This is a genomic window from Gilliamella sp. ESL1225, from assembly GCF_058502635.1.
On record NZ_CP196358.1, the window covers coordinates 1,097,518 to 1,119,513 of the forward strand.

At 33.5% G+C, this 21,996-nt stretch carries 26 protein-coding genes, 1 tRNA gene and 1 pseudogene; 22 read left to right on the plus strand and 6 right to left on the minus strand.

The genetic code is table 11. The features are described 5' to 3' along the window. Positions 1-38: 38 nt before the first annotated feature. Positions 39-266, minus strand: coding sequence for a transcriptional regulator (locus tag ACSYSW_RS05030; RefSeq protein WP_491704395.1), 228 nt, complete (start codon positions 264-266; stop codon positions 39-41). Between the two features lie 127 nt (positions 267-393). On the opposite strand from ACSYSW_RS05030, the gene ACSYSW_RS05035 reads away from it, so the two are divergent. The 20 genes and pseudogenes from ACSYSW_RS05035 to ACSYSW_RS05130 all read left to right on the plus strand — a co-directional run bounded on the left by ACSYSW_RS05035 (position 394) and on the right by ACSYSW_RS05130 (position 14,024). Next, positions 394-1,101 carry a S24 family peptidase gene (locus ACSYSW_RS05035; RefSeq protein ID WP_491704394.1) on the plus strand — a complete coding sequence of 236 codons (708 nt, stop codon included), beginning with the start codon at positions 394-396 and terminating at the stop codon, positions 1,099-1,101. A 701-nt stretch (positions 1,102-1,802) separates the two neighbouring features. After that, on the plus strand, positions 1,803-2,198 hold the full coding sequence (locus ACSYSW_RS05040; RefSeq protein ID WP_491704393.1) for a post-segregation killing protein PndC: 396 nt from the start codon (positions 1,803-1,805) through the stop codon (positions 2,196-2,198). A gap of 68 nt (positions 2,199-2,266) precedes the next feature. After that, positions 2,267-2,401: a hypothetical protein gene (locus tag ACSYSW_RS05045; protein ID WP_491704392.1), complete on the plus strand. Its 135-nt coding sequence runs from the start codon at positions 2,267-2,269 to the stop codon at positions 2,399-2,401. A 14-nt stretch (positions 2,402-2,415) separates the two neighbouring features. Continuing rightward, a complete protein-coding gene (locus tag ACSYSW_RS05050) occupies positions 2,416-3,084 on the plus strand; it encodes a hypothetical protein (RefSeq protein ID WP_491704391.1) in 669 nt (222 codons plus the stop codon). Positions 3,085-3,087: 3 nt separating this feature from the next. Further along, the gene (locus ACSYSW_RS05055; protein WP_491704390.1) at positions 3,088-3,357 is read left to right on the plus strand and encodes a hypothetical protein; all 270 of its coding nucleotides are present in this window, start codon (positions 3,088-3,090) and stop codon (positions 3,355-3,357) included. Positions 3,358-3,430: 73 nt separating this feature from the next. After that, positions 3,431-4,342: an ATP-binding protein gene (locus tag ACSYSW_RS05060; RefSeq protein ID WP_491704389.1), complete on the plus strand. Its 912-nt coding sequence runs from the start codon at positions 3,431-3,433 to the stop codon at positions 4,340-4,342. Next, positions 4,320-4,931, plus strand: coding sequence for a hypothetical protein (locus tag ACSYSW_RS05065; RefSeq protein WP_491704388.1), 612 nt, complete (start codon positions 4,320-4,322; stop codon positions 4,929-4,931). The genes ACSYSW_RS05060 and ACSYSW_RS05065 overlap by 23 nt, the downstream gene beginning before the upstream one ends. A gap of 222 nt (positions 4,932-5,153) precedes the next feature. Next, the gene (locus ACSYSW_RS05070) at positions 5,154-5,582 is read left to right on the plus strand and encodes a class I SAM-dependent methyltransferase (protein ID WP_491704387.1); all 429 of its coding nucleotides are present in this window, start codon (positions 5,154-5,156) and stop codon (positions 5,580-5,582) included. A gap of 70 nt (positions 5,583-5,652) precedes the next feature. Beyond that, positions 5,653-6,036: a DUF6948 domain-containing protein gene (locus tag ACSYSW_RS05075; RefSeq protein WP_491704386.1), complete on the plus strand. Its 384-nt coding sequence runs from the start codon at positions 5,653-5,655 to the stop codon at positions 6,034-6,036. Then, complete coding sequence (locus ACSYSW_RS05080; RefSeq protein WP_491704385.1) at positions 6,033-6,227, plus strand: hypothetical protein; 195 nt, start codon at positions 6,033-6,035, stop codon at positions 6,225-6,227. The genes ACSYSW_RS05075 and ACSYSW_RS05080 overlap by 4 nt, the downstream gene beginning before the upstream one ends. 216 nt (positions 6,228-6,443) lie before the next feature. Beyond that, the gene (locus ACSYSW_RS05085) at positions 6,444-6,593 is read left to right on the plus strand and encodes a hypothetical protein (RefSeq protein ID WP_491706162.1); all 150 of its coding nucleotides are present in this window, start codon (positions 6,444-6,446) and stop codon (positions 6,591-6,593) included. A gap of 56 nt (positions 6,594-6,649) precedes the next feature. Continuing rightward, the gene (locus ACSYSW_RS05090; protein ID WP_491704383.1) at positions 6,650-7,534 is read left to right on the plus strand and encodes an RNA ligase family protein; all 885 of its coding nucleotides are present in this window, start codon (positions 6,650-6,652) and stop codon (positions 7,532-7,534) included. Positions 7,535-7,643: 109 nt separating this feature from the next. Then, positions 7,644-7,874 carry a hypothetical protein gene (locus ACSYSW_RS05095; RefSeq protein ID WP_491704382.1) on the plus strand — a complete coding sequence of 77 codons (231 nt, stop codon included), beginning with the start codon at positions 7,644-7,646 and terminating at the stop codon, positions 7,872-7,874. Beyond that, entirely contained in the window at positions 7,864-8,262 is a 399-nt protein-coding gene (locus ACSYSW_RS05100; protein WP_491704381.1) for a single-stranded DNA-binding protein, read from the plus strand. Before ACSYSW_RS05095 ends, ACSYSW_RS05100 begins: the two co-directional genes overlap by 11 nt. Positions 8,263-8,270: 8 nt before the next feature. Then, positions 8,271-8,822, plus strand: a complete 552-nt coding sequence (locus tag ACSYSW_RS05105) for a hypothetical protein (protein ID WP_491704380.1) — start codon at positions 8,271-8,273, stop codon at positions 8,820-8,822. A 247-nt stretch (positions 8,823-9,069) separates the two neighbouring features. Then, a complete protein-coding gene (locus ACSYSW_RS05110; protein ID WP_491704379.1) occupies positions 9,070-9,807 on the plus strand; it encodes a BRO-N domain-containing protein in 738 nt (245 codons plus the stop codon). 85 nt (positions 9,808-9,892) lie between these two features. Continuing rightward, the gene (locus ACSYSW_RS05115; protein WP_491704378.1) at positions 9,893-11,515 is read left to right on the plus strand and encodes a DUF4942 domain-containing protein; all 1,623 of its coding nucleotides are present in this window, start codon (positions 9,893-9,895) and stop codon (positions 11,513-11,515) included. 110 nt (positions 11,516-11,625) lie between these two features. Further along, positions 11,626-12,507 carry a recombination-associated protein RdgC gene (gene rdgC / locus ACSYSW_RS05120; protein ID WP_491704377.1) on the plus strand — a complete coding sequence of 294 codons (882 nt, stop codon included), beginning with the start codon at positions 11,626-11,628 and terminating at the stop codon, positions 12,505-12,507. Positions 12,508-12,526: 19 nt separating this feature from the next. Further along, positions 12,527-12,679: pseudogene (locus tag ACSYSW_RS05125) on the plus strand (DNA cytosine methyltransferase); the annotation flags it as partial. Between the two features lie 337 nt (positions 12,680-13,016). Further along, complete coding sequence (locus tag ACSYSW_RS05130) at positions 13,017-14,024, plus strand: tyrosine-type recombinase/integrase (protein ID WP_491704376.1); 1,008 nt, start codon at positions 13,017-13,019, stop codon at positions 14,022-14,024. A 65-nt stretch (positions 14,025-14,089) separates the two neighbouring features. On the opposite strand, the gene ACSYSW_RS05135 is transcribed toward ACSYSW_RS05130, so the two are convergent. Further along, positions 14,090-14,165 (minus strand) — tRNA-Lys (locus ACSYSW_RS05135). A 266-nt stretch (positions 14,166-14,431) separates the two neighbouring features. On the opposite strand from ACSYSW_RS05135, the gene ACSYSW_RS05140 reads away from it, so the two are divergent. Continuing rightward, complete coding sequence (locus tag ACSYSW_RS05140; protein ID WP_491704375.1) at positions 14,432-15,100, plus strand: OmpW/AlkL family protein; 669 nt, start codon at positions 14,432-14,434, stop codon at positions 15,098-15,100. 68 nt (positions 15,101-15,168) lie between these two features. Here ACSYSW_RS05140 and ACSYSW_RS05145 read toward each other — a convergent pair whose 3' ends face one another. The 4 genes from ACSYSW_RS05145 to ACSYSW_RS05160 form a co-directional block, all read right to left on the minus strand. Continuing rightward, on the minus strand, positions 15,169-18,027 hold the full coding sequence (locus tag ACSYSW_RS05145) for a valine--tRNA ligase (RefSeq protein ID WP_491704374.1): 2,859 nt from the start codon (positions 18,025-18,027) through the stop codon (positions 15,169-15,171). A 117-nt stretch (positions 18,028-18,144) separates the two neighbouring features. After that, entirely contained in the window at positions 18,145-18,852 is a 708-nt protein-coding gene (gene truC, locus ACSYSW_RS05150) for a tRNA pseudouridine(65) synthase TruC (RefSeq protein ID WP_491704373.1), read from the minus strand. Between the two features lie 3 nt (positions 18,853-18,855). Next, the gene (locus ACSYSW_RS05155; RefSeq protein WP_491704372.1) at positions 18,856-19,677 is read right to left on the minus strand and encodes a pyridoxal phosphatase; all 822 of its coding nucleotides are present in this window, start codon (positions 19,675-19,677) and stop codon (positions 18,856-18,858) included. Positions 19,678-19,790: 113 nt separating this feature from the next. Further along, positions 19,791-20,219, minus strand: coding sequence for a DUF805 domain-containing protein (locus ACSYSW_RS05160; RefSeq protein WP_491704371.1), 429 nt, complete (start codon positions 20,217-20,219; stop codon positions 19,791-19,793). Between the two features lie 822 nt (positions 20,220-21,041). On the opposite strand from ACSYSW_RS05160, the gene ACSYSW_RS05165 reads away from it, so the two are divergent. Then, positions 21,042-21,767, plus strand: coding sequence for an epoxyqueuosine reductase QueH (locus ACSYSW_RS05165; protein ID WP_491704370.1), 726 nt, complete (start codon positions 21,042-21,044; stop codon positions 21,765-21,767). Positions 21,768-21,996 lie beyond the last annotated feature (229 nt).

Below are 21,996 nucleotides of genomic sequence, written 5' to 3' on the forward strand. Positions count from 1 at the left end.
TTATAGGCACAATTAATCATTTAAAAAATATGATTAATTTAGTTTCCCTTCCTAATTACTGACCAGTTGACATCGGGGCGAAGCTCTTCGCATTTCACAGTACCATTAGTTTTATCTTCGATTTCTATGCAAATTTTTTCACCTAGCAAAGCGCTTTTATCTGAAAGCCTTTTTCTTAAATATTTAATTGTTGTACCGCATTTAATGGCAAAATTAATTTGCTCGTCGATTTTCAAACTATTTAGATAATCCCTTAACTTTTCCATAAAAATTACCATTTGGTTATAAATTTACTTACATATTACCTTAAGGTAACTTAAAAGTAAATTTATTTTGGTAATTTACCGGATGGTAAACATTTATTAAAATCATAGAAAACTAAGGGTGAATATAATGAATAAATATGAAATAAGACGACTAAACTTATTAAGGCTGATGAAAGACTTCTGTCATGACTCTATAAAAGAGTTAGCTACTAAATTAGAAAAAGATCCTTCGTATGTATCAAGATTGTTATATGAAGAAGGGAAGAAAAATAAAAAAAATATAGCTGATAGAGCCACAACAGATATTGAGAATGCTTTTAATTTACCCCGTGGATGGCTTGACGGGTTGTTAGATAATGACGAACCAATAAAAACAAATACTCCTAACAATGCTAATGGTAATTCATTCTATGTTGAAGTTTTAAATGTTTCCGCTAGCGCAGGTAAGGGTTATTTAAATTCCGACGTTAAAGAAGTTATAAAGTTAATTGAATATGACAAGGAACAAGCTATGACAATATTTAAAGGGATTTCTTCATCAAATTTAAAAGTAATCAATATAAGTGGGGATAGTATGCAAGGAACCTTCGAATCGGGGGATTCAATATTTGTAGATATCTCAAAAAAAGAATTTGAAGGTGATGGTATATATGTTTTTACATATGGCAGGGGACTGTATGTTAAAAGATTACAACTAATAAAAGACAAAATTTTAGTCTTATCAGACAATAAAAAATATCATGATTGGGAAATTTCTGTCGATGAAATAGAACAATTTTATATTCACGGAAAAGTTATGTTAAGTCAATCAATGTTATTAAGAAAACATGGATAATTAAAAATAATTTACGATCAATGCGTAAAATATTTTTTCAATAAAGAATTACCTTACTTTCTATAGATTTTTCTCAACAACTGCTTTTAACCCGCTAATAGCGGGTTTTTTCATATCTAAAACTATTATTTCTAGGATTATATGCCTTAATTTCAAATATTAATGGTTAAATATTAATCAAATAAAAACCTTCCGTATGTATAACTTCATTTAAAATTTAACTCTAGGTAATTGCAACCATCAAAAAAATTACCAAAAGGTATTTACTTTTAAATTACCTTTTGGTAATATAATCCCATCAAAACAAATCAACTTAACAAAAAAATTAAACAAGACCACGAGTTATTTAATTAGTTAAGAAGATTCAAGTAGCGAGCAGAAAGCATATGAACAAACTGCGGTTTTGAGATAACAAATCACGCAAGTGAAGCTCTTTAAAAATTAGCAAAGTCGGAATAGCAAGACAGACTTATAGTCAACAAGAAGCTAGCGCGAAAGCCGAGAAAGTAACAAAGACTCTCAGAACGAGGATTTGAACTCCCTCTCTTTAGTGGAACTGTTGATCATAACGAGTCTAGGTTATACAGAAATGTAGGCTATTAACGCATTGCCAGCTGTGAGGCATTAAACCAGCTTTTATAACAAAGCATCTTGATTCAGGGTGCTTGATTATGAAGTTACTTAACAATGAGGATATAGATATGGCTACAAGATCAAATATAAGTGTAAAGGTTGGGGATGTATATAGAACTGTTTATTGTCATTGGGATGGTTACCCGTCATACAATGGGCAAATATTACTAAGTCACTTTAACACGCAATGCAAAGTTGAGGGACTCGTTAGCTACGGTGATATTTCCACTCTTGATCAAAGAATTGACAAGCCCGAAGGTCACTCATTTAAAAATAGAGCTAAGGGTTGCACTCTTTTTTATGGCAGAGACAGGGGCGAGGAAAATACTGGATACCAAGAATCAACAGAACGACCTTGCCTTGAAGAAGAGTACTTATATGTTTTTGAGGATGGGAAATGGTTTGTTGAAGGAAATTATCTTCCCTATCAAGAATTAACTCAAGAAATAATTGATAACAACTAATTATAACAAAAGTCACTCATTGAGTGGCTTTGATTATAAATTTTTTCATTAAAATCAAAAGGCTAATTATGAACTTTCTAACAGCATTGAAAAAGTTAAAGATTAAGAAACATCAATGGTTAATCGATGCCTTTCAAGCCTCATTACTCATGTTCTTCTTAATCATAATGATGAGCTTAGAAAGTTGGATATTAGGTGATTAGTACCTTAACTATTTATGACAGCTGGAAAGACAGCGATTTGGCCATTAGCCCCTAATACAGGGGCTTTTTTTAAAAATTTACTTAATAAGGGCAAATTTATGATAAGCGATGAATTAAAAGCAAGATTAATAGCGAGTGATTGGTTAATTAAATTTAAAAATATGGCAGAAAGAAACTTAATTTTAAGTGCATGTAAAGCAGTAGGGCTGGTTTGGCATGGAGGTACACCTATATTTGATTATTATTTTGAAGACAATGAAGGCTGTATCTTATTTAAAAGAGACTATGAAGGGATACAACGTGGTCCAAAAATTAGAAAAGGCAGCAGAACAATAGTTTCGAATATCACAGACTTCTTTTTTAACGAAATTCAAAAGGATAAAGATATGACAACAGAAACAAACATCGAGCTTACACCACATCGCATTGCAGAAGATACCCCTCTAAATATTTCCTTTGAGCTTTGGAAAATTATAGATCCTAAATATAAATACGCTGCGATGGAAGAAAACGGAAGTGTATATATATACACTGAAAAACCAACAAAAACACCGGAATTCTGGTCCTCCTTCATTAATGAGAATGAGTATATTGATAATGTTGAAATATCTGGATATGTCGTTTTAAATACAATAGGCGTCGAGTGGGATAAATCCCTAACAAAACGACCTGAATGGATATAAATCATGATAAACGATGAATTAAAAGCAAGATTAAAGGCTGGCGATTGGGTAATCAAATTTAACAATGACCATGAGTTAGCATTAATTGTAGATGCTTGTCAAGATGTAGATATAGCTTGGATGAATAGGAGTAGAGCTACAGAGTGTAACATCCAGTATTCAAAGGGATTTGTTGAATTTGTACGCTCTTATGGGGGCATGTGGTTTGATGCCGATCTCGATATAAATGTCGAGTCTGAAGACATTACCGACTACTTTTTTAACGAAGTATAACTGTAATCATCTTAATATTAATCATATTATCAAGGGCTTAATGCCCTTTTATTTTAACTATAAGGATTTAAATATGGCTTTAAAAATTATCAAAGCAGAGCAAGCAATGCCCGTTACAAATTTAACTATTTGCTTATATGCGCCACCGGGTCTCGGTAAAACATCTACCGCTTTTACCTCTAAAAATCCATTGTTACTTGATTTTGACAAAGGCGCTTATCGCTCACAATTCAGAAAAGATGCTGTCGAAATTAATAACTGGCAGGATATAGAAAATATCACACCTAATGATTTAAAAGAGTATGACACAATTGTCGTTGATACCGTTGGTCGAGCACTTGATTTTTTGCAAGCTCATTTAATTGCTGGAAATCCAAAACTTAAAGGCGCAAGTGGGCAATTAACATTACAAGGTTTTGGTGCATTAAAGGCATCCTTTACGGCATGGTTAAAATCTTTACACTTTCTAGGTAAAGATGTCATTTTAATAGCTCATATGAGTGAAGAGCGTAGCGGCGATGATATTGTTGAGCGGTTAGACATTCAGGGCGGCTCAAAAAATGAAGTGTACAAAGTCGCTGACGTCATGGGACGCATTAAGATTGATAATCATAATAACCGTGTAATTGATTTTAATCCTAGCTCATCGGGGTTTGGTAAAAACCCGGCTCAACTTGACATTATCACTATCCCAAACTATTCAGAAACCCCCTACTTCTTTAGTGAAATTGTAGACAATATTAAATCAAAGTTAAATGAAGAAACAGAAATTGCGAAAAAAGAAAATGAGCGATTAATCTATTTAAGAGAGGCGTTAGAAGGTTTTGGTGATATCTCTGAATTTAATGAACAGCTCGAAATCATGGCTAAATCAAAAGCAACAGATAAGCGAATACTTATCGATGTGGCTAAGTCAAAAGGGTTTTACCTAAACAAAGAAAGCAAAACATTCGAGGTACAAAATGATTCGAATCTCAGCAACTAATTTAGAATCATTCCGCCGTTGGCTTCTTGATGAAGAAGCCACTGTTGAGGAAATGGTTGCCTATTTAAAAAGAGAAACGCCACCAACTGAAGCAATGATGGCGGGTACAGCTTTTCACAAAATATTAGAAAATGCTCAATATAACGATGAATTATCAATCGTTGAGCAAGATGGTTTTAAATTTGATTTTGATTATCTTGATTGTGATTTTGCTTTACCTGAAATTAGAGAATTAAAAATTGAAAAACAAACCATTATTAATGGAGCTGATGTTACTTTCGTTTGTGTTGTAGATACTATCCATTTAAAAGAAATATCAGATCACAAATTAACTTCACGTGCAGAGGCAGAAAATTATATTGATAGTATGCAATGGCGATGCTGTCTTGATTGGTTTGATGCCGATAAATTTACGTATAACTTATTCCAGCAATATAAATCACCCAACCAAGATATTTACCAAATAAAAAGTCTTTTACAAGTTAGTTTCTGCCGATATCCAAATATGCGAAAAGACATCGAAACTTTAGCTGCTCAATTTATTGATTTTGTCAAAAATCACGCGCCGGAACTCATTAAAGATAATTGATATTCTTCCCTCTCCCCTATGCAAGATACTCTGCGAAAAACCAAGACTAGGACAGCTTAGGGAACATGAACGGCTACGCGATCTCGGCTTTCAGGTCGAGGTGTTAGACTCAAACGACGTCGGATTTCTCGACGAGAACTAAAATAGGAGGTTAAAATTATAGATATTAAAAAGATCAACGCCATTAAAAAACCCGTTATTGACGTATGCTGCGGCTCTCGTATGTTCTATTTTAACAAACAAGACAATCGAGTCTTATTTTGCGACAAACGTAAAGAAAATCACATTTTATGTGATGAGCGAGCACTAGAGATAAACCCAGACATTCAACTCGATTTTACTAATCTCCCGTTTCCAAACGAATCATTTCATCTAGTCTGTTTTGACCCACCACACCTCATCAAAGTCGGTTGCAATAGTTGGCTAGCTAAAAAATATGGACGACTTGATGAATCAACGTGGCAAGAAGATTTAAAGACAGGTTTTAGCGAATGTTTTCGTATTCTTAAAAAAAATGGAACTTTAATATTTAAATGGAACGAAACGGACATTAAGGTTAAAACGATTTTAGCGTTAACCGAATACAAACCTTTATTCGGACATATTAGCGGTAAACGTTCAAATACTCATTGGATATCATTTATTAAATAAAAATAGATGAATCCATAAAGATTCAGAATGTTAAATTTAATTAATAGACAACAAATAAGAGGACTTAAAAATGACATTAGATAATTTAACCATAGGTCAAGCTAGAGAATTGGCACAAATATTTAATGGTAATACTAAAAAAGACAATGACATAGCATCCCACCTAATGAATGACTACGTCATTGTTAGAACCTATTCCGCGGGAGTATGGTTTGGGCTGCTTACAAAAAAATCAGGAAAAGAGGTAATTTTAAAAGACGCTCGCCGAATGTGGCAATGGAAAAACGAGCGATCAATTAGCATATCTGGTGCCGCGCTATATGGGATCGTTGATGAAGAGTCAAAAATAGTCGAAGCAGTCGATAGCGTGTGGTTGGAAGCTATTGAGATCGTTGAATGTTCCGAGGTAGCTAAAGCAAGTTTAAAAGGTGCTAAAAATGTCATTGCTGAATGATGAAAGATACGGTACTGACCGCGGTTTCGTACGAGGTACTGACTGCGGTTTCGGACGAGGTAGTGGCGATGGCGGTGGCGCGGGCAGGGTCGATGGCTATGGCTATGGCGGGGGCTATGGTGATGGACATGGCGATTGCTATGGATATTGCGACCATGATTGCAGTCTCTGCGTCTAAAATCAAAAACTGATGTAAAGGGCTTAATGCCCTTTTTTATTAGTTTTCCAACGGCAATAGGAGGGCTTACAAATGTCATTGCTGAATGAAGAAAGATACGGTACTGAACGCGGTTTCGTACGAGGTAGTGGCGGTGGCGAGTACGAAAGCTGGGGCGATGGACGTGGCTGGGGCGATGGTGATGGCGATGATGATGCCGACGGTAGTGGCGTTGGATGTGGCGCTGGTGATGGCGGCGGCGGGGTCGATGGTGATGGCTATGGCTATGGCTGGCGATGGCTGGGGCGGTGGCTATGGCTATGGCGGTGGACGTGGCTATGGCGATGGTTGTGGCTATGGCTATCGCGATGGCTGTGGCTATGATGATGGCAGTTGCTAAGGCTAAAATTAAAAACTGATGTAAAGGGCTTAATGCCCTTTTTTAATGAGGTGATTATGTTTAAAAAATATCAACATTTAGAGCGATTAGGCTCGGATGAAGTAAAAGGAATTGATGTTGGAACTTGTTATATATTTCCAAAACTAGATGGCTCAAATGGTTCCGTATGGCTCAGTAATGGTGAAATCAAAGCAGGCTCACGAAACAAAGAATTAACGCTCAATAATGATAATCGTGGATTCTACAACTACATTATTAATCATGCCCCCATTAGAAAATATCTTGAATCTAATCCACACCATATTTTGTACGGCGAATGGCTTGTCCCTCATTCTCTTAAAACCTATTGTGATGATGCGTGGCGAAAATTCTACGTGTTTGATATCTACAACAAAGAAAATGATTCTTACATTGTATGTAAGAAATATATCCCAGAATTGGACAATTTAGGCATCGATTATATATCACCGATGATGATAGTAATAAATCCAGTTCAAACACATATTGAACAGTGTTTAACTGAAAATACTTTGCTAATTAAAAATGGGCTGGGTATTGGTGAGGGAATTGTTATTAAAAACTATGATTTTGTTAATCAATATGGTCGTACTATTTGGGCAAAAGTTATTTCAAATGAGTTTAAAGATACCAACAAAAAAGAAAATAGCGTAAAAAAAATTGATAACAAAGGGGTTGAATCAGAAATAGTTGATCGCTTCATTACTAAGTCATTTATTGAAAAGGAGTTAGCAAAAATCAATGTAAACGGTTGGAGCAACAAATCAATACCTCGATTATTAGACACGATTTTTCATGAGTTGGTAAAAGAGGAATCATGGAATTTTGTCAAAAAATTCAATAATCCAATTATTGATTTCAGAGAGCTACATTTTTTAACTATAAAAAAAGTAAAAGAAGAATTACCAGAAATTTTTAATTAAGCGCAATACAGTACTAATCGACACATTTAGCTTCAGAAGCTTTCAAAAAAGAAGCAATGGAATGCATAGATGAATTAAAACGAAAATAAAAATTTAATGAGGAGTAATAATGGGAGCAACAACAACAGTAACTTACACATGTGATTTTTGTAAATCAGGATTAGACAGTCCACCACAAAAAAATATAAGGCTTTTTTATAGAAAAGGTTATGAGTGTAACGTGGAAATTAATATTAAAGTTGAAGCTACTATGCAATGGCAACCAGAACAGTATTTATGTAAGAAATGTTTAATTAAATATATGAAAAAATGGATAGAGGAACAAGAAAATGTCAATTAACTCATTTACCGCATCAGGCTACCTCGGTCAAGATGTAGAAATAAGATACTTTCAAAATGAAAGCGCTATTGCTACTTTTCAGTTACCTGTTACACAAGGATATGGTGACAAGAAAAAAACATCATGGGTTAAATGCGTGATGTGGGGGGGAATGGCTGAAGCATTTAGCAAAATTAAAAAAGGCAGTCTAGTTACCGTAAGCGGTGAATTCTACCTAGAAACATGGAAAAAGGACAACATTGAATATTCGCAACCTTGTATCCGCGTCCTACAAATACAGCCCGAACGAAAATCACCAAATGCTAACATTGAACAATCAAACCAATCAACACAGGAATATCAAACACAGCAAGCTTCAGAAGTGTTTGATGATGATATTCCTTGGTAGGAGCTATTATGGATAAACAAGAAATAATGAGTGAATGTATTGAATCATATTCAAGACTTAAAAACCTAAAACTTGTTGGGCTTGAGGTTGGTATACCTTGGCAAACTGTTTATGTACATCTAAAAAAAGCAGGTATTAACGTAACTGGAGATAAAGCTCGTTATGGCTCCGTTACAGATAGACTGGCTGTTATAGGTGAGCAGCTTTTTCATAAAACAGTTCCTTTCGCAATTGATAATAATGATTTGAAATTTCAAGCAGATATTGACTTTAGTGTATGCAATTTCACAGTTGATGTTAAAACTTCAAGGCTTAAGCATTATCAAAATGATAATGATAGATGGGCTTTCTGTATCAACAAGCAAAAAGATTCGGCTGATTTTTTCGTTTTATATGCATTAAATGATGATATGGAAACTGAACATATTTTTCTAATGCCAAGTGAAATAATTACCACGGTATCAAGCGTGTCAATAACCGCGACTGGTAAAAGCAAGTGGTTTGATTACAAAGTAAATGAAAACGAGCTGGCTGGTTTTTTTAAACAGTTAGCCGCATAACGCTATTTTTTATAATTTGACATTAAATATATCGGGTTGTATAGTGTTGGCAAGTGCTCAACACACTTACAAACTAGCGGTAACCGCACCCGAAAGTTAAGCGGATTTTTTTTGTCTCCAGTTATGTCGGGTGGCGTGTAACTATACAATACCGAAAGGAAAAGTTACAGGCTGTTCTAGTTTGCAGTGTTGAAGCGCCCGACGCCCATGCTCAACACATGGATTTAAAACAAACTAGGAGATTAAAATGTCTAATTTAACCCCCCATATTTTTAATGGTGTCACTGTACGATCAATAGAGCGCGATGGTGAAATATGGTTCGTTGCTTCTGACGTATGTAAAGCATTAGAAATTAACAATACACCTCAGGCACTTACAAGACTAGACGATGATGAAAAGATGACTATCATTAATAATGATAGTCGTGCCGGACAAGGCGCACAAAGCTACAACATCATCAATGAAAGTGGATTATATTCTCTTATATTGCGTAGTCGCAAAATAGAAGCAAAAAGATTTAAAAAATGGGTAACATCTGAAGTTTTACCATCCATCCGGAAAACAGGCAGTTACTCTATTATCAATAAATCAGACTACATCACGTCGAAACAGCTAAATGACTTAAAAACAATTGTACATAATATTTCCAATGCTTTTTTCTATAATGAAGCCTTTACTCAAGGTGTTTGGAAGATGATAAGAAATATTACTGGTGTTGATAGTGTTCAGCGTATAACCAAAGACAAGTTACATTTACTTGTTCCTGCACTTGAAAAAATCATGGCTGTTACTCAAATATATGTGAATTTAAAAAAAGATACTGAAAGCGCAATAATCAAGGGAATTTTTAGAAATCAAGAAGACCAAGATATTGCATTGTTTAATGTCAAATATAAACACGCACATTTCATATCGGATCTAAACAAAAACCACAAATTAAAGTTAGATAACTTTAGTAAAAAATTACTATCCAATCTTAATTAACACAAAGGGCTTAATGCCCTTTTTAAGCTAGATGATTAATCGAAATTAACCGCTCATGTAGCGGTTTTTTATTGAGGGAAAAAGTATGAAACAATTACCGGACAAAGATAACCAATTCTACCCGACTCCACCGACGATAGCCAATAAGCTTTTTTCAATGCTAAAAAAGAGAAAATCAGAATATAAACACATTTTAGAGCCAAACGCAGGCAAAGGCGATTTAATCAAATCATATGTTGAAGGATTAAGTGCGTACGAAAAAAGATTTTTGCATTTTCATTGTTGCGAGATAGACAAAAATTTATGCAGTATTTTGTATGATATGCAAAGAGAAGTCGGAAGAAGTGAATTTAAGTTAAAAATTGTTGGAAGTGATTTTTTAGAATTTAGTTCAATTGAAAGCTACGACTTAATTATCATGAACCCACCATTTAAAGACGGCGACAAACATCTATTACACGCGTTAAATTACGTTATTAATGGTGAAATTCTATGCATATTAAATGCTGAAACGCTAAAAAATCCATTTTCCAATCATCGTAAATTATTAAATCAAAAATTAGCAGAACTAAATGCCACAGTTATATATGAAACGAAGGCGTTTTCATCAGCAGAGCGCAAAACAGATGTGGAAGTAGCATTAATTCATATCGTAAAAGAGCAAGATATAGACGATATTTTTGGCTCTGGCTATGAAAAAGAAAAAATTGATATAGATTTGAAAGATGGGTCGGAAATCAAAAAAACAAATGAAAAAGAAAGTATTGAAGACATGTTAGCAGAATATCAAGATTTACAGCAGCGCATAACAAAAACATGCATTGGTATGTTTAAGGCATCGTATGGCTGTCGTGAGCTGTTTAAAGTTGGGGTTGTTGATGGGGAGAATTCGACAAATTATTCCATGTTTGAGGTTCAAAACGCAATCGGAGAAGCTAATAATATTATAAAAAAACGTTACTGGAATAAATTACTAAATCGCGACGAATTTAATAAAAAATTAACATCAAAATCATTGAGTAAGTTTCACAGCATTATTAAACAATTTAGTGACATGGAATTTTCACGCAATAACATCAACACCTTGTATGAGTACATTTTAGATAATGGTTCAGATTTATTTAAAAATGCGATATTTGCATTATTTGACAAAATTACGTATCAACACAGCCATTATCCAGAATCAAAGAACAGTATATATTTGTTTAATGGTTGGAAATCAAATAATGGCTATAAAATTAATAAAAAATTCATCTTGATTATGAATGCTTATTCAAGCTGGGGTATTGAATATTCTCTAATCGAAGAACTCAATGATATTGAAAAAGTTTTTGTCTATTTTAACAACGGGATTTACCCAGACGTTAAATTATCAACAGCCATCAAAGAATGGTCGGAAAAACGCAAAGCCGGATTAACATCGGATCGGTTTTTTGAAAATAGCATGTTTAAAGTGCAAACCTATTTAAAAGGTACTATGCATTTTTACATTAAAGATGAAGCATTGTTAAGACGGTATAACGTATTTGTTGGACGCGAGAGGAGTTGGCTACCCCCAGACTATGCTACAAAAACATATGATAATTGTAGCTATGAAGAGCAAAACATCATTAATGAATTTGAAGGCGAAAAAAGTTATATCGCCAATCTTAATGATCCGTCCATTCCAAATATGGACAAACCGCTACTTATGATTGAAGCCGCGTAGTTCAATTTTCTATATCACCAAAGCCCTAACCCTATTATTAACATCCTCGTTTTAGTTTCAAACTAAAATTTTATTATGGTTTTCAACCACAATCATATGGAGAATTAAAAATGTTTTTTAAAAAACTCATCGTATTTAAATTTGACAAAGACAGTAACCTAAACAAGATTAGCAATGATATTTTAAAAGAATTCGCTTTTAAACCATGCTCATCATTTGATATTTCAAGTCAAGGCTTTGTTCCACCGATGGGTGATGAAAATCTAATACATACCATTAATGGACAATCATTTTTAACTTTAAAAAGAGAAAACCGAGTTCTTCCTAACAAAGTAATTAAAAAAATGTTACAAGAAAAAGTAATGGAGCGACAAAAATCACTCGACAGAAGTCTAACTAAATGTGAAAAAACGACCTTAAAAGATGATTTAATGAATGAGCTAATACCTAAGGCGTTTGTAACCGAAAATCTTACGCCTATTTGGATTAATCACCGTGAAGGTTTCATAGCTATCGAAACTTCAAGCTTTAAACAAGCTGAAGAGATGCTAAGTATATTAAGAAGAGCATTAGAAAAATTATCCGTTATCCCGCTTTATGTATTTCAATTAATCAATAACATTTTTAATGAATGGCTTAAAGAAAACAAAAAGCCAAATAACTTTACTATACAAGACAACGCGTTATTAGTTGAACCATTCGCAAGCAGTAAAATAAAACTCACTAACGAAATCTTAAATACTGATGAAGTGAAAGCTTATTTACATTCAGGACGAAACGTTGAATCGTTATCTTTAACTCACAAATCAGGCATTACTTTTACGGTAAATACCGCACTTGTCTTTTCTAAAATCAAATATTCAATCGATATTCTTGATAAAAACGTCGATATGTGGGAAGACGAAATAGCAAGAGATGAGGCTAATTTTTTAATGGTGACAGAATTGTTATCTCAACTGATTAATGATCTCATCGGTGCGTTAAATGAATAAATAGTTAGACCAAAATCATAAACCGCTCATCCCTATTGAATGCGAAAGACTGCAAACTTTACCAGATAATTACACGGCATCAGTAAGTAATTCGCAACGCTACAAATTACTTGGTAACGGTTGGACTGTTGATGTAATTGCGCATATTTTATCCATCTTAAAAGAATTTTAAGATGAGGTGAAATCATGAGTGATTATTTAAAAATAGATGGGACGAAATATACATTGATACAGGTGCTGTGTTTGGTCATGAATTAACAGTATTAGCACTTAAATAAGATATTGAATGATAATATTTTTTAGGAGATAAATTATATGGAGTTGATAACCCTAAAAGAAGCTGTACGCACAACACCTTTATCCTATACATATCTTTACGAAAACAAATCAAAACTGGGTTTTTTCCAAATAGACAATAAAGGTAAATGGTTAGCCGATAAAAAAGAATTTGAAGAAAAATTTAAAGCAAATGATAATGGCAATCGGCTAACCTCTAAGGAGGTAATTAAATGTCAATCAAAAAGCGCGGTGAAACGTGGCATATTGATATCGCGGCGCCAGATGGATCAAGAGTTAGACAATCTACTGGCACGACAGACAAAAAGAAAGCTTTAGAGTATCACGATAGATTAAAAGCTGAACTATGGGATATATCTAGACTAGATAAAAAGCCGCAACGCTTATTTGAGGATGCGGTTATTTTGTTTCTTAAGGATGGTAAAGAGCAGAGTAATTTTAGTACTAAACAGACTCGCGCCGAATATTTCCTTAATCATTTTTCTGGACGTATCCTTAATTCAATCACAGGTGAAGAAATATTGAAGTCGTTACCTATGACATCTAAGAGAACAGGCGCGGCAGCTTCTAATGCAACCAAAAACAGATACCGAGCTGATATTATGCGAATGTTTTCGTTGGCATATAAACTAGATTGGATAGAATCTGTTCCGTTCGTACCTCGAAGCAAAGAGCCTAAAGTGAGAGTGAAGTGGATAACCAAAGAAAAAGCGAATTTACTTGTACATAACTTACGATTGCAATGGATGAAAGATGTTTGTTTTTTTGCTTTATCTACTGGTGCACGAATGAGTGAAATATTTACCTTAACATGGCACAACATTGATCTTATAAATAGTATAGCAACTATTACAAACGAAAATGCAAAATCAGGAAAAGCTAGATCATTATTATTAAATTCAGATGCAACTGAATTAATAAGAAAACTAAAGTCTAAAACCGATTCCGAATATGTATTTACGCGTTCAACTAAAAAACGCATTTATGATATTGATCGGCGTGATTTCAGTGATGCATGTGAATTAGCAGGAATTGATGATTTTCATTTTCATGACTTGAGGCATACATGGGCAAGTTGGCATGTTCAAGCGGGCACCCCATTATTTACGTTAAAAGAGCTTGGCGGCTGGGAAACGTTAGAAATGGTAAAAAAATATGCTCACTTGAACGCGGATCACATGTTAGAGTTTGCCAACAACGTCACATTTACGGCACAATAAACAATTAACATATTAGCAAATAGGGTTGTTAATTGTTAAAACTTATTTAAAACCAAACTATTAATTGGTGGGCTGTGGGGGGATCGAACCCACGACAAATTGATTAAGAGTCAACTGCTCTACCGACTGAGCTAACAGCCCGATTAATTAGATTAGTTATTTTATTAAAAAATAAAATTTATTGCAATTGGATAATTCAAAAAACTTTATTTTATATTTGACAAACTAACTAATTAGATTAAATATAGTGACGATAATTTGTAAATAATTAACGTTAAATTAACTATTAATTTTCTATTAGATCATTAGTTATACAAATGATAAAATGTTTATTAAAAATTATCTTATTTTATCTACTTTTTTATTATTAAAATTCATTAATAAAATAATTAAATAGGAGTTATTAAATGAAAAAAACAACGTTAGCATTATTAGTCTCTTTAAGCTGCGTTAGTAGTATGGCTTATGCTTATAGTGAAGGAGATGTTATTGTTCGTGGTGGTGCAATTTATATTCAACCAGAAGATCACAGTGAGCATGTAAAAGTCGGTGGTCCAAGAAGCGATCTTAGAGCTGAAACCGATAGTGATATCCAATTAGGTTTAAATTTTCAATACATGATGACGGATCATTTCGGTATTGAATTATTAGCATCCACACCTTTTTCTCATGAAATCAATCTAGGTGGATATTCTACACGCTTTACGGGTAGATCTCTTGGTAAAATCAAACAATTACCACCAACATTAAGCCTTGTTTGGTATCCTTTAGATTCACAATTTGGTTTACAACCATACATTGGTGCAGGTATTAATTACACTTACTTTTATGATGAAACTTTAAGTAATAGTGCCCAAAGAAGAGGTTTTCACGATTTAAGTCTTGATAATTCGTGGGGATTTGCTGCCCAAGTGGGGATAGATTATCAACTTAGTGATAATCTTTTTGCCAATCTTCAAGCACGTTATATTGATATAGAAACAACCGCAACAGCGTATTTAGGTAATAAAAAAGTACAAGCAAATTACAAACTTAATCCTTTTGTTTACATGTTTGGTCTTGCTTATAAATTTTAATTATCATTTCATGATAAAAAACTCTCGTATTGCGAGAGTTTTTTAATTACTGTCATTATTGTTAAAGATTATAGGCTTTGAATAGCTAAATATTGTTCTTGTAGTTTCGCTTTATCTTCAATATAACCTTGTTGTTTTTCTTTTTCTTTCTCAACAACAGCTGCTGGCGCTTTATCAACAAAACTTGCATTCGATAATTTATTATCAATACGAGCAATTTCTTTATCAACACGATCGATTTCCTTTTCTAAACGAGTGAGTTCGTTTTCTTTATTGATGATGTCTGCCATTGGGAATAAAATTTCAGCGCCATCGACTAATTTGGTTATAGACAATGGTGCTTGCTCATTTTCGTTTAATAATTTAATGCTTGATAAACGTGCCAATGATTCAATAAAAGCAATATTATTGTTTACGATACGATGTACAACGGGCGATGCATTTCTAATCAGTAAATCTAGTGGTTTATTTGGTGCAAGATTCATTTCAGCACGAATATTACGCACGGCAATAACGACATCTTTTATCCAAGAAATATCTAAAATGGCTTGCTCATCAATTTGTTTAGGATCGATGGTTGGCATAGGCGCCAACATAATAGTGTCTGCTGTGATATTCATTAAGCCTTTAATATTTTGCCAAATTTCTTCGGTTATAAATGGAATAATTGGATGTGCTAGGCGTAATAATCCCTCTAAAACGGTTATAAGTGTATGTCGAGTTGCACGTTGCTGATTTGCATTTCCATTGTTTAAGATTGCCTTGCTTAGCTCTAAATACCAGTCACAAAATTCATTCCAAGTGAAATCATAAATGATATTAGCAGCTATATCGAAACGGTATGTATTGAAAGCTACGTGATAAGCGGATATGGTTTTATTAAATTCAGCCAAAATCCATTTATCAGCTAATGAATAATCTAGTTCACCACCTTTAAATCCGCAATCATGGCCTTCCGTATTCATTAAAACATAACGGCTTGCATTCCAAAGTTTATTACAAAAATTACGATAACCTTCTAAACGTTTTAAATCCCAATTAATATCTCGACCTGTTGAGGCTAAGGCAGCTAAGGTAAATCTTAAGGCATCTGTTCCATGTGCTTCAATGCCATTTGGAAATTGTTTTTGCGTTCGTTTGGCTATTTTTTCAGCTAATTGTGGTTGCATCATATTGCCGGTACGTTTTTCGAGTAGTTTGTCTAAGGTAATACCATCTATCATATCTAGAGGATCGATAACATTTCCTTTCGATTTAGACATTTTTTGACCTTCTTCATCGCGAATGAGACCTGTCACATAGACTGTTTTAAATGGCACTTGTGCTTTACCGTCTTTATCTTTAATGAAATGCATGGTCATCATAATCATTCGTGCAACCCAAAAGAAGATAATATCAAAACCGGTTACTAATACATTTGTTGGATGGAATGTCGCTAAATCATCGGTATTATTTGGCCATCCTAAAGTTGAAAAAGTCCAAAGTGCTGATGAAAACCAAGTATCAAGTACATCATCGTCTTGTCGTAATTTTATATCATCTGTTAATTGATATTGCTGGCGAACTTCATCCTCGTCACGTCCGACGTAGACATTTCCTTTTTCGTCATACCAAGCAGGAATACGATGTCCCCACCATAATTGGCGAGAAATGCACCAATCTTGAATATCATTCATCCATGAGAAATACATATTTTCGTATTGTTTTGGGACAAATTGAATATCGCCTTGTTTAACGGCTTCAATGGCGGGTTTAGCTAATACATTAGCTCGAACATACCATTGATCAGTTAACATTGGTTCAATGACAACTCCACCACGGTCACCATAAGGAATGGTCAAATCATGGGGTTCAATTTTATCTAATATTGATAATTTTTCGCATTCAGCAACAATTGCTTTACGAGCCGCAAAGCGCTCAAGGCATTGAAACTGTTGCGGTAAATCGGTCATGTGATCGGTGCTGATTTCGCCATTGGTATTAAAGACTTCGGCTTTTTCTCGAATATCTCCATCAAAGGTGAAAATATTAATCATGGGTAATTTATGACGACGGCCAACTTCATAGTCATTAAAATCATGTGCAGGAGTGATTTTTACACAGCCCGTACCTTTAGTCATATCAGCGTGCTCATCACCAATTATTGGAATACGACGATTTACAAATGGCACAATAACTTCTTTACCAATAAGATCTTTATATCGAGGATCATTAGGATTAACAGCAACACCTGTATCACCAAGGAGGGTTTCCGGTCTTGTTGTTGCAACAACTAAATAATTTTTGCCTTCAGCCGTTTTGGCGTTATCAGCTAACTGATAACGTAAATGCCACATCGAGCCTTTTACTGCACGATTTTCAACTTCGAGATCTGAGATAGCGGTACGTAATTTGGGATCCCAATTGACTAAACGTTTACCACGATAAATTAAATCTTCTTGGTATAAGCGAACAAAGACTTCTTTTACTGCGTTAGATAACCCTTCGTCCATTGTAAATCGTTCACGTTCCCAATCGACCGAATCGCCCAAACGACGCATTTGCTGAGTAATATTGCCACCCGATTCCGATTTCCATTGCCAGATTTTTTCAATAAATGCATCCCGACCATAGTCGTGACGTGTTTTGTTTTCTTCGGCAGCAATTTTGCGTTCAACAACCATTTGCGTTGCAATCCCAGCATGATCTGTACCTGATTGCCAAAGAGTATTATCACCTTGCATACGATGATAACGAATTAGCGCATCCATAATAGTTTGTTGAAAAGCATGTCCCATGTGTAAACTACCGGTAACATTTGGAGGGGGGATAGCGATACAATAACTTGGATTAGATTTATCACCATTGGGTTTAAAATAACCACTGTTTTCCCAGTGTTTATATAGCTTTTGTTCAATGGCGGAGGGATTATAAGTCGCGTTTTTCATAGTTATTGATGAGATCCTAATACAAGCTGTAAAAATAACCGTATTCTACAATAAATTGACAAAACTTAATACTGTCAATTGATATAAGATATAAAGGCGAAAGGGCGATTAGCCTCTTTAAGAAAAAAGCGATAAAATCGATTGCCAATCATTATCAAGTTTAGCTGTAATTTGTAATGGCTCTTTTGTGATAGGGTGAATAATATTTAATGAATTCGCATGTAACATTAAACGTTTAATGCCAAAATATTCACTAAATGCTCGATTTTGACGGAGATCACCATGCTTACTATCACCAATGATAGGATGGAAAATATGCTTCATATGTCGACGTAATTGATGTTTACGACCAGTTTGTGGCATTAATTTAACAAAACTATATCTTGCTGTTGTATATTTGCCAACCATGACGGGGATTTCAATTTTACTGATAGCTTGATAAGCTGTGATAGCAGGTTGTGCCGGTTTATTTTGCTTAGCAAATTTATCAGCAATTTTATCTAACTCTTCGATTAACGGGTAATCAATAGTATCATTACTATTAAGATAGCCTCTCACAATCGCATAATACGCTTTGCTAATTTTTTTCTGAGAAAAATCTTCGCTTAAACTTCGTGCAACATCACTAGATAGAGCAAATAATAATACACCAGAAGTCGGTCTATCTAAGCGATGTACAGGGAAAACATGTTGCCCAATTTGATCACGTAATGTTTGCATTACAAATTGTGTTTCTGCTTTATCAAGCCAGCTACGATGTACAAGCCAACCGGCAGGTTTGTTAATGGCAATAATTGCGTTATCTTGATAGAGAATTTCAAACATTAATTATGACAAAAATAGTTTAGTTAATTCATTAGCAATACTCGGACTGTTATTATCACCAATTGCATAATCCGCTATGGATTTAACTTCATCATCAGCATTGCCCATTGCGATACCAAGACCGGCAATGGTTAGCATACTAATATCATTATAACTATCACCAAAAGCAATAATTTCGTTTAGTGCTATATTTTCATGGGCAGCCCAATGCGTTAATCCATTTCCTTTGCTATTACCTTCAGCCGCGACATCAACACGATTCGACCATGACCATTCGCTTGAAAAGACTTTTTGTTGCTTTACAGCACTATCAAAATTAATTAAATCTGGAATATTGTGACTACTTGTTGCGAATTTAAAGATTTGTTTTGCATCTTGAATAACAGACGCTAATGAATCGACTTTTTTGAGTTTAGGTTGAATAATTTGTGGTAACGATGCAATCCAATTTAGTAATCCTTGAATATGATCGTCTAAAACAGCGTAAGTCATAAATTCATCAGTATAAATCATGGTATGGATGTGATGCTCATTGACTAAATTCAATAATAATTTTGCGTTTTCTTTAGTCATTGGTTTGGCTGCAAAGTTTTGTTGTTTTGTAAAATCATACAGGTAAGCACCATTACAACAAATAGCGGGTGTAGATAATTTAAGTTGATGATAATAAGGAAAAATAACACTATGATGACGCCCTGAAACTAAAATAACTTTAATACCTTTAGCTTGTATTTTTGAAATGACATCAACAGTTTCAGGTAAAATGAGCCGATTAGAGCCAAGCAAAGTCCCATCCATGTCAAAGGCAACTGCTTTGTATTTCATGTTATTTTCCTTATGATAGAAAGAGCAAAATATAATTTGTCTCGTTAAAAACTGAGTTAATTATAAATTATTCTAAACTGGACTAATAGTACTAATATAGTATTAATCGGATATTACTTAATATTCTCAAGCGGATCGGGACCGTATTTATTTGAGCCAGTAGTGCCTTTAAACATATACATAACAAGAAATACTAAATTCGCCAACGATCCAACATAGGGTATAAGCATAACTAATAGCCACCAACCACTTATATCAAGATCATGTAATCTGCGAACTGTTACAGCTAAGGCAGGAAGAAATATGACTAAAACCACAGCTATAACGAAGAATAACGCTATAGAAAGTGAACTATCATTACCTCTATAATAATAGTAAGAATTATAATAGTTAATATTAATTATCTGATTATACATTATGATCATTAAAATCGATAATAAAATGGATAAAAATAATTGAAAAGACCAATATTCTTTACGTCTTGCTCGACCTGAAAAATTACAATAGTTTTTTCTAAAACAATCTAAAAAAAGTGTAAACATAATTTATTTCCTATTCATTTACCCAAAATTGGGGTTGTAAATTATATATTATTCTACTTAGCTTACAACTATTATTTAATTAAATATGATTAATCATTTTTATTGAATGATTTTTAAAGAGTGCTGTATTTTTCTTTTATATTTAATTGATTATTTTAGTTAAGGTTAAATTTTTAACGTCATTAATTGTTTTTTTATTAAAATCATTATCTTATCTTGTTTGATGTTTTATAATGTTGCTAAAATTATATTGTTTGTTTTCTTGATTTATATAAAACAAATGTATAAAGTACGTGCACTTTATCTAGCATTTTAATATATAATTTATAGCATCAATAAAGGTTTAGTTAATTACTTATTTATAATAATTATAAAAATTAAGATATGAAAAAAATTATTTACTTTTTAGCTTATCTGTTTTTAATATTTAATTTGAATTTTACTTATGCACGAGAGATTGTAGGGACAACATATACGTATAGAGGTTATGCATATTCATATAATAGTGGTCGTGCAAAGGGACCTATCGATTGGGATAAGATTTTTAGCGGAGAGTTGATAAGGGGATGGGGGATTATAGATTGGATCCTATTTTTCCTGTTCTTCCTTTTGCCGGTTGGGTTAATGTTTTTAATTATTGTTTGGACGTGTGTAAATTTATTTATTGAATGGATAAAAAATCGATTCTTATCTCAATTTTGTAGGAAGAATAAGAAAAAGTAGAGGAAAAAGCAAAAATATAATTATTAAAGATTTACAGATTTTTTTTATATACAGTGTTATGCTACAACCCTTAGAGAGTTATTTACAAAAATAAAAATTATGTTAATCAATGCAAAGAGTATTTTAGAAAAACAAAATCCCCACAATAAAATCAATTATGACAATATTTTAAAAGAAATGATTGATGCATGGCAGGCTAAAAATTTCCGTCCAAAACTATTAATTCATAGTTGCTGCGCACCATGTAGTACCTATGTTTTAGAATACTTAGCGCAATATGCGGATATTACTATTTATTTTGCTAATTCGAACATTCATCCACGCGTCGAATATGAGTATCGTAGCAAAGTACAACAAAAATTCATCAATGATTTTAATGAAAAAACCGGTCATAATGTGCAATTTTTAGATGCACCTTACCAGCCTGCCGAATTTATTGAAAAAGTTGCGCATTTACGTGATGCTCCGGAAGGCGGTGAACGTTGTCATGTTTGTTACAAAATGCGTTTAGATTTGGCGGCAATTAAAGCTCAAGAATTAGGATTTGATTATTTTGCAAGTGCATTGACATTAAGTCCTAAAAAAAATAGCCAAAAAATAAATGATATCGGATTTGAAATTCAAGAAATATTTGCTGTTAATTATTTGCCATCGGATTTTAAGAAAAACAATGGTTATAAACGTTCAATCGAAATTTGTAAAGAATACGATGTATATCGTCAATGCTATTGTGGTTGTATTTTTGCCGCTAAAGCGCAAGGCGTCGATTTAAAAAATGTTATCAAAATTGCTAAAGCAGGGTTAGAAAATAATTTTGCTAATTAATTTTGATAAAATTTATAACAAATGAATTAATGATTTTACCTATACGCTTAAAGTTAAGCAGAAAGAATTTAATATCTCTTTTTGCTTAGTCATTCTAGTCAAAAGATGCCTTCATAATTTATGGGATTTTATGTTGTAGAATCCGTATAATTATTCCTCTAATCACTCTTTCTTTACCGCTATATTTTTTACGTAATTCACGTTATGATTAGAATTAATTACCGTTATA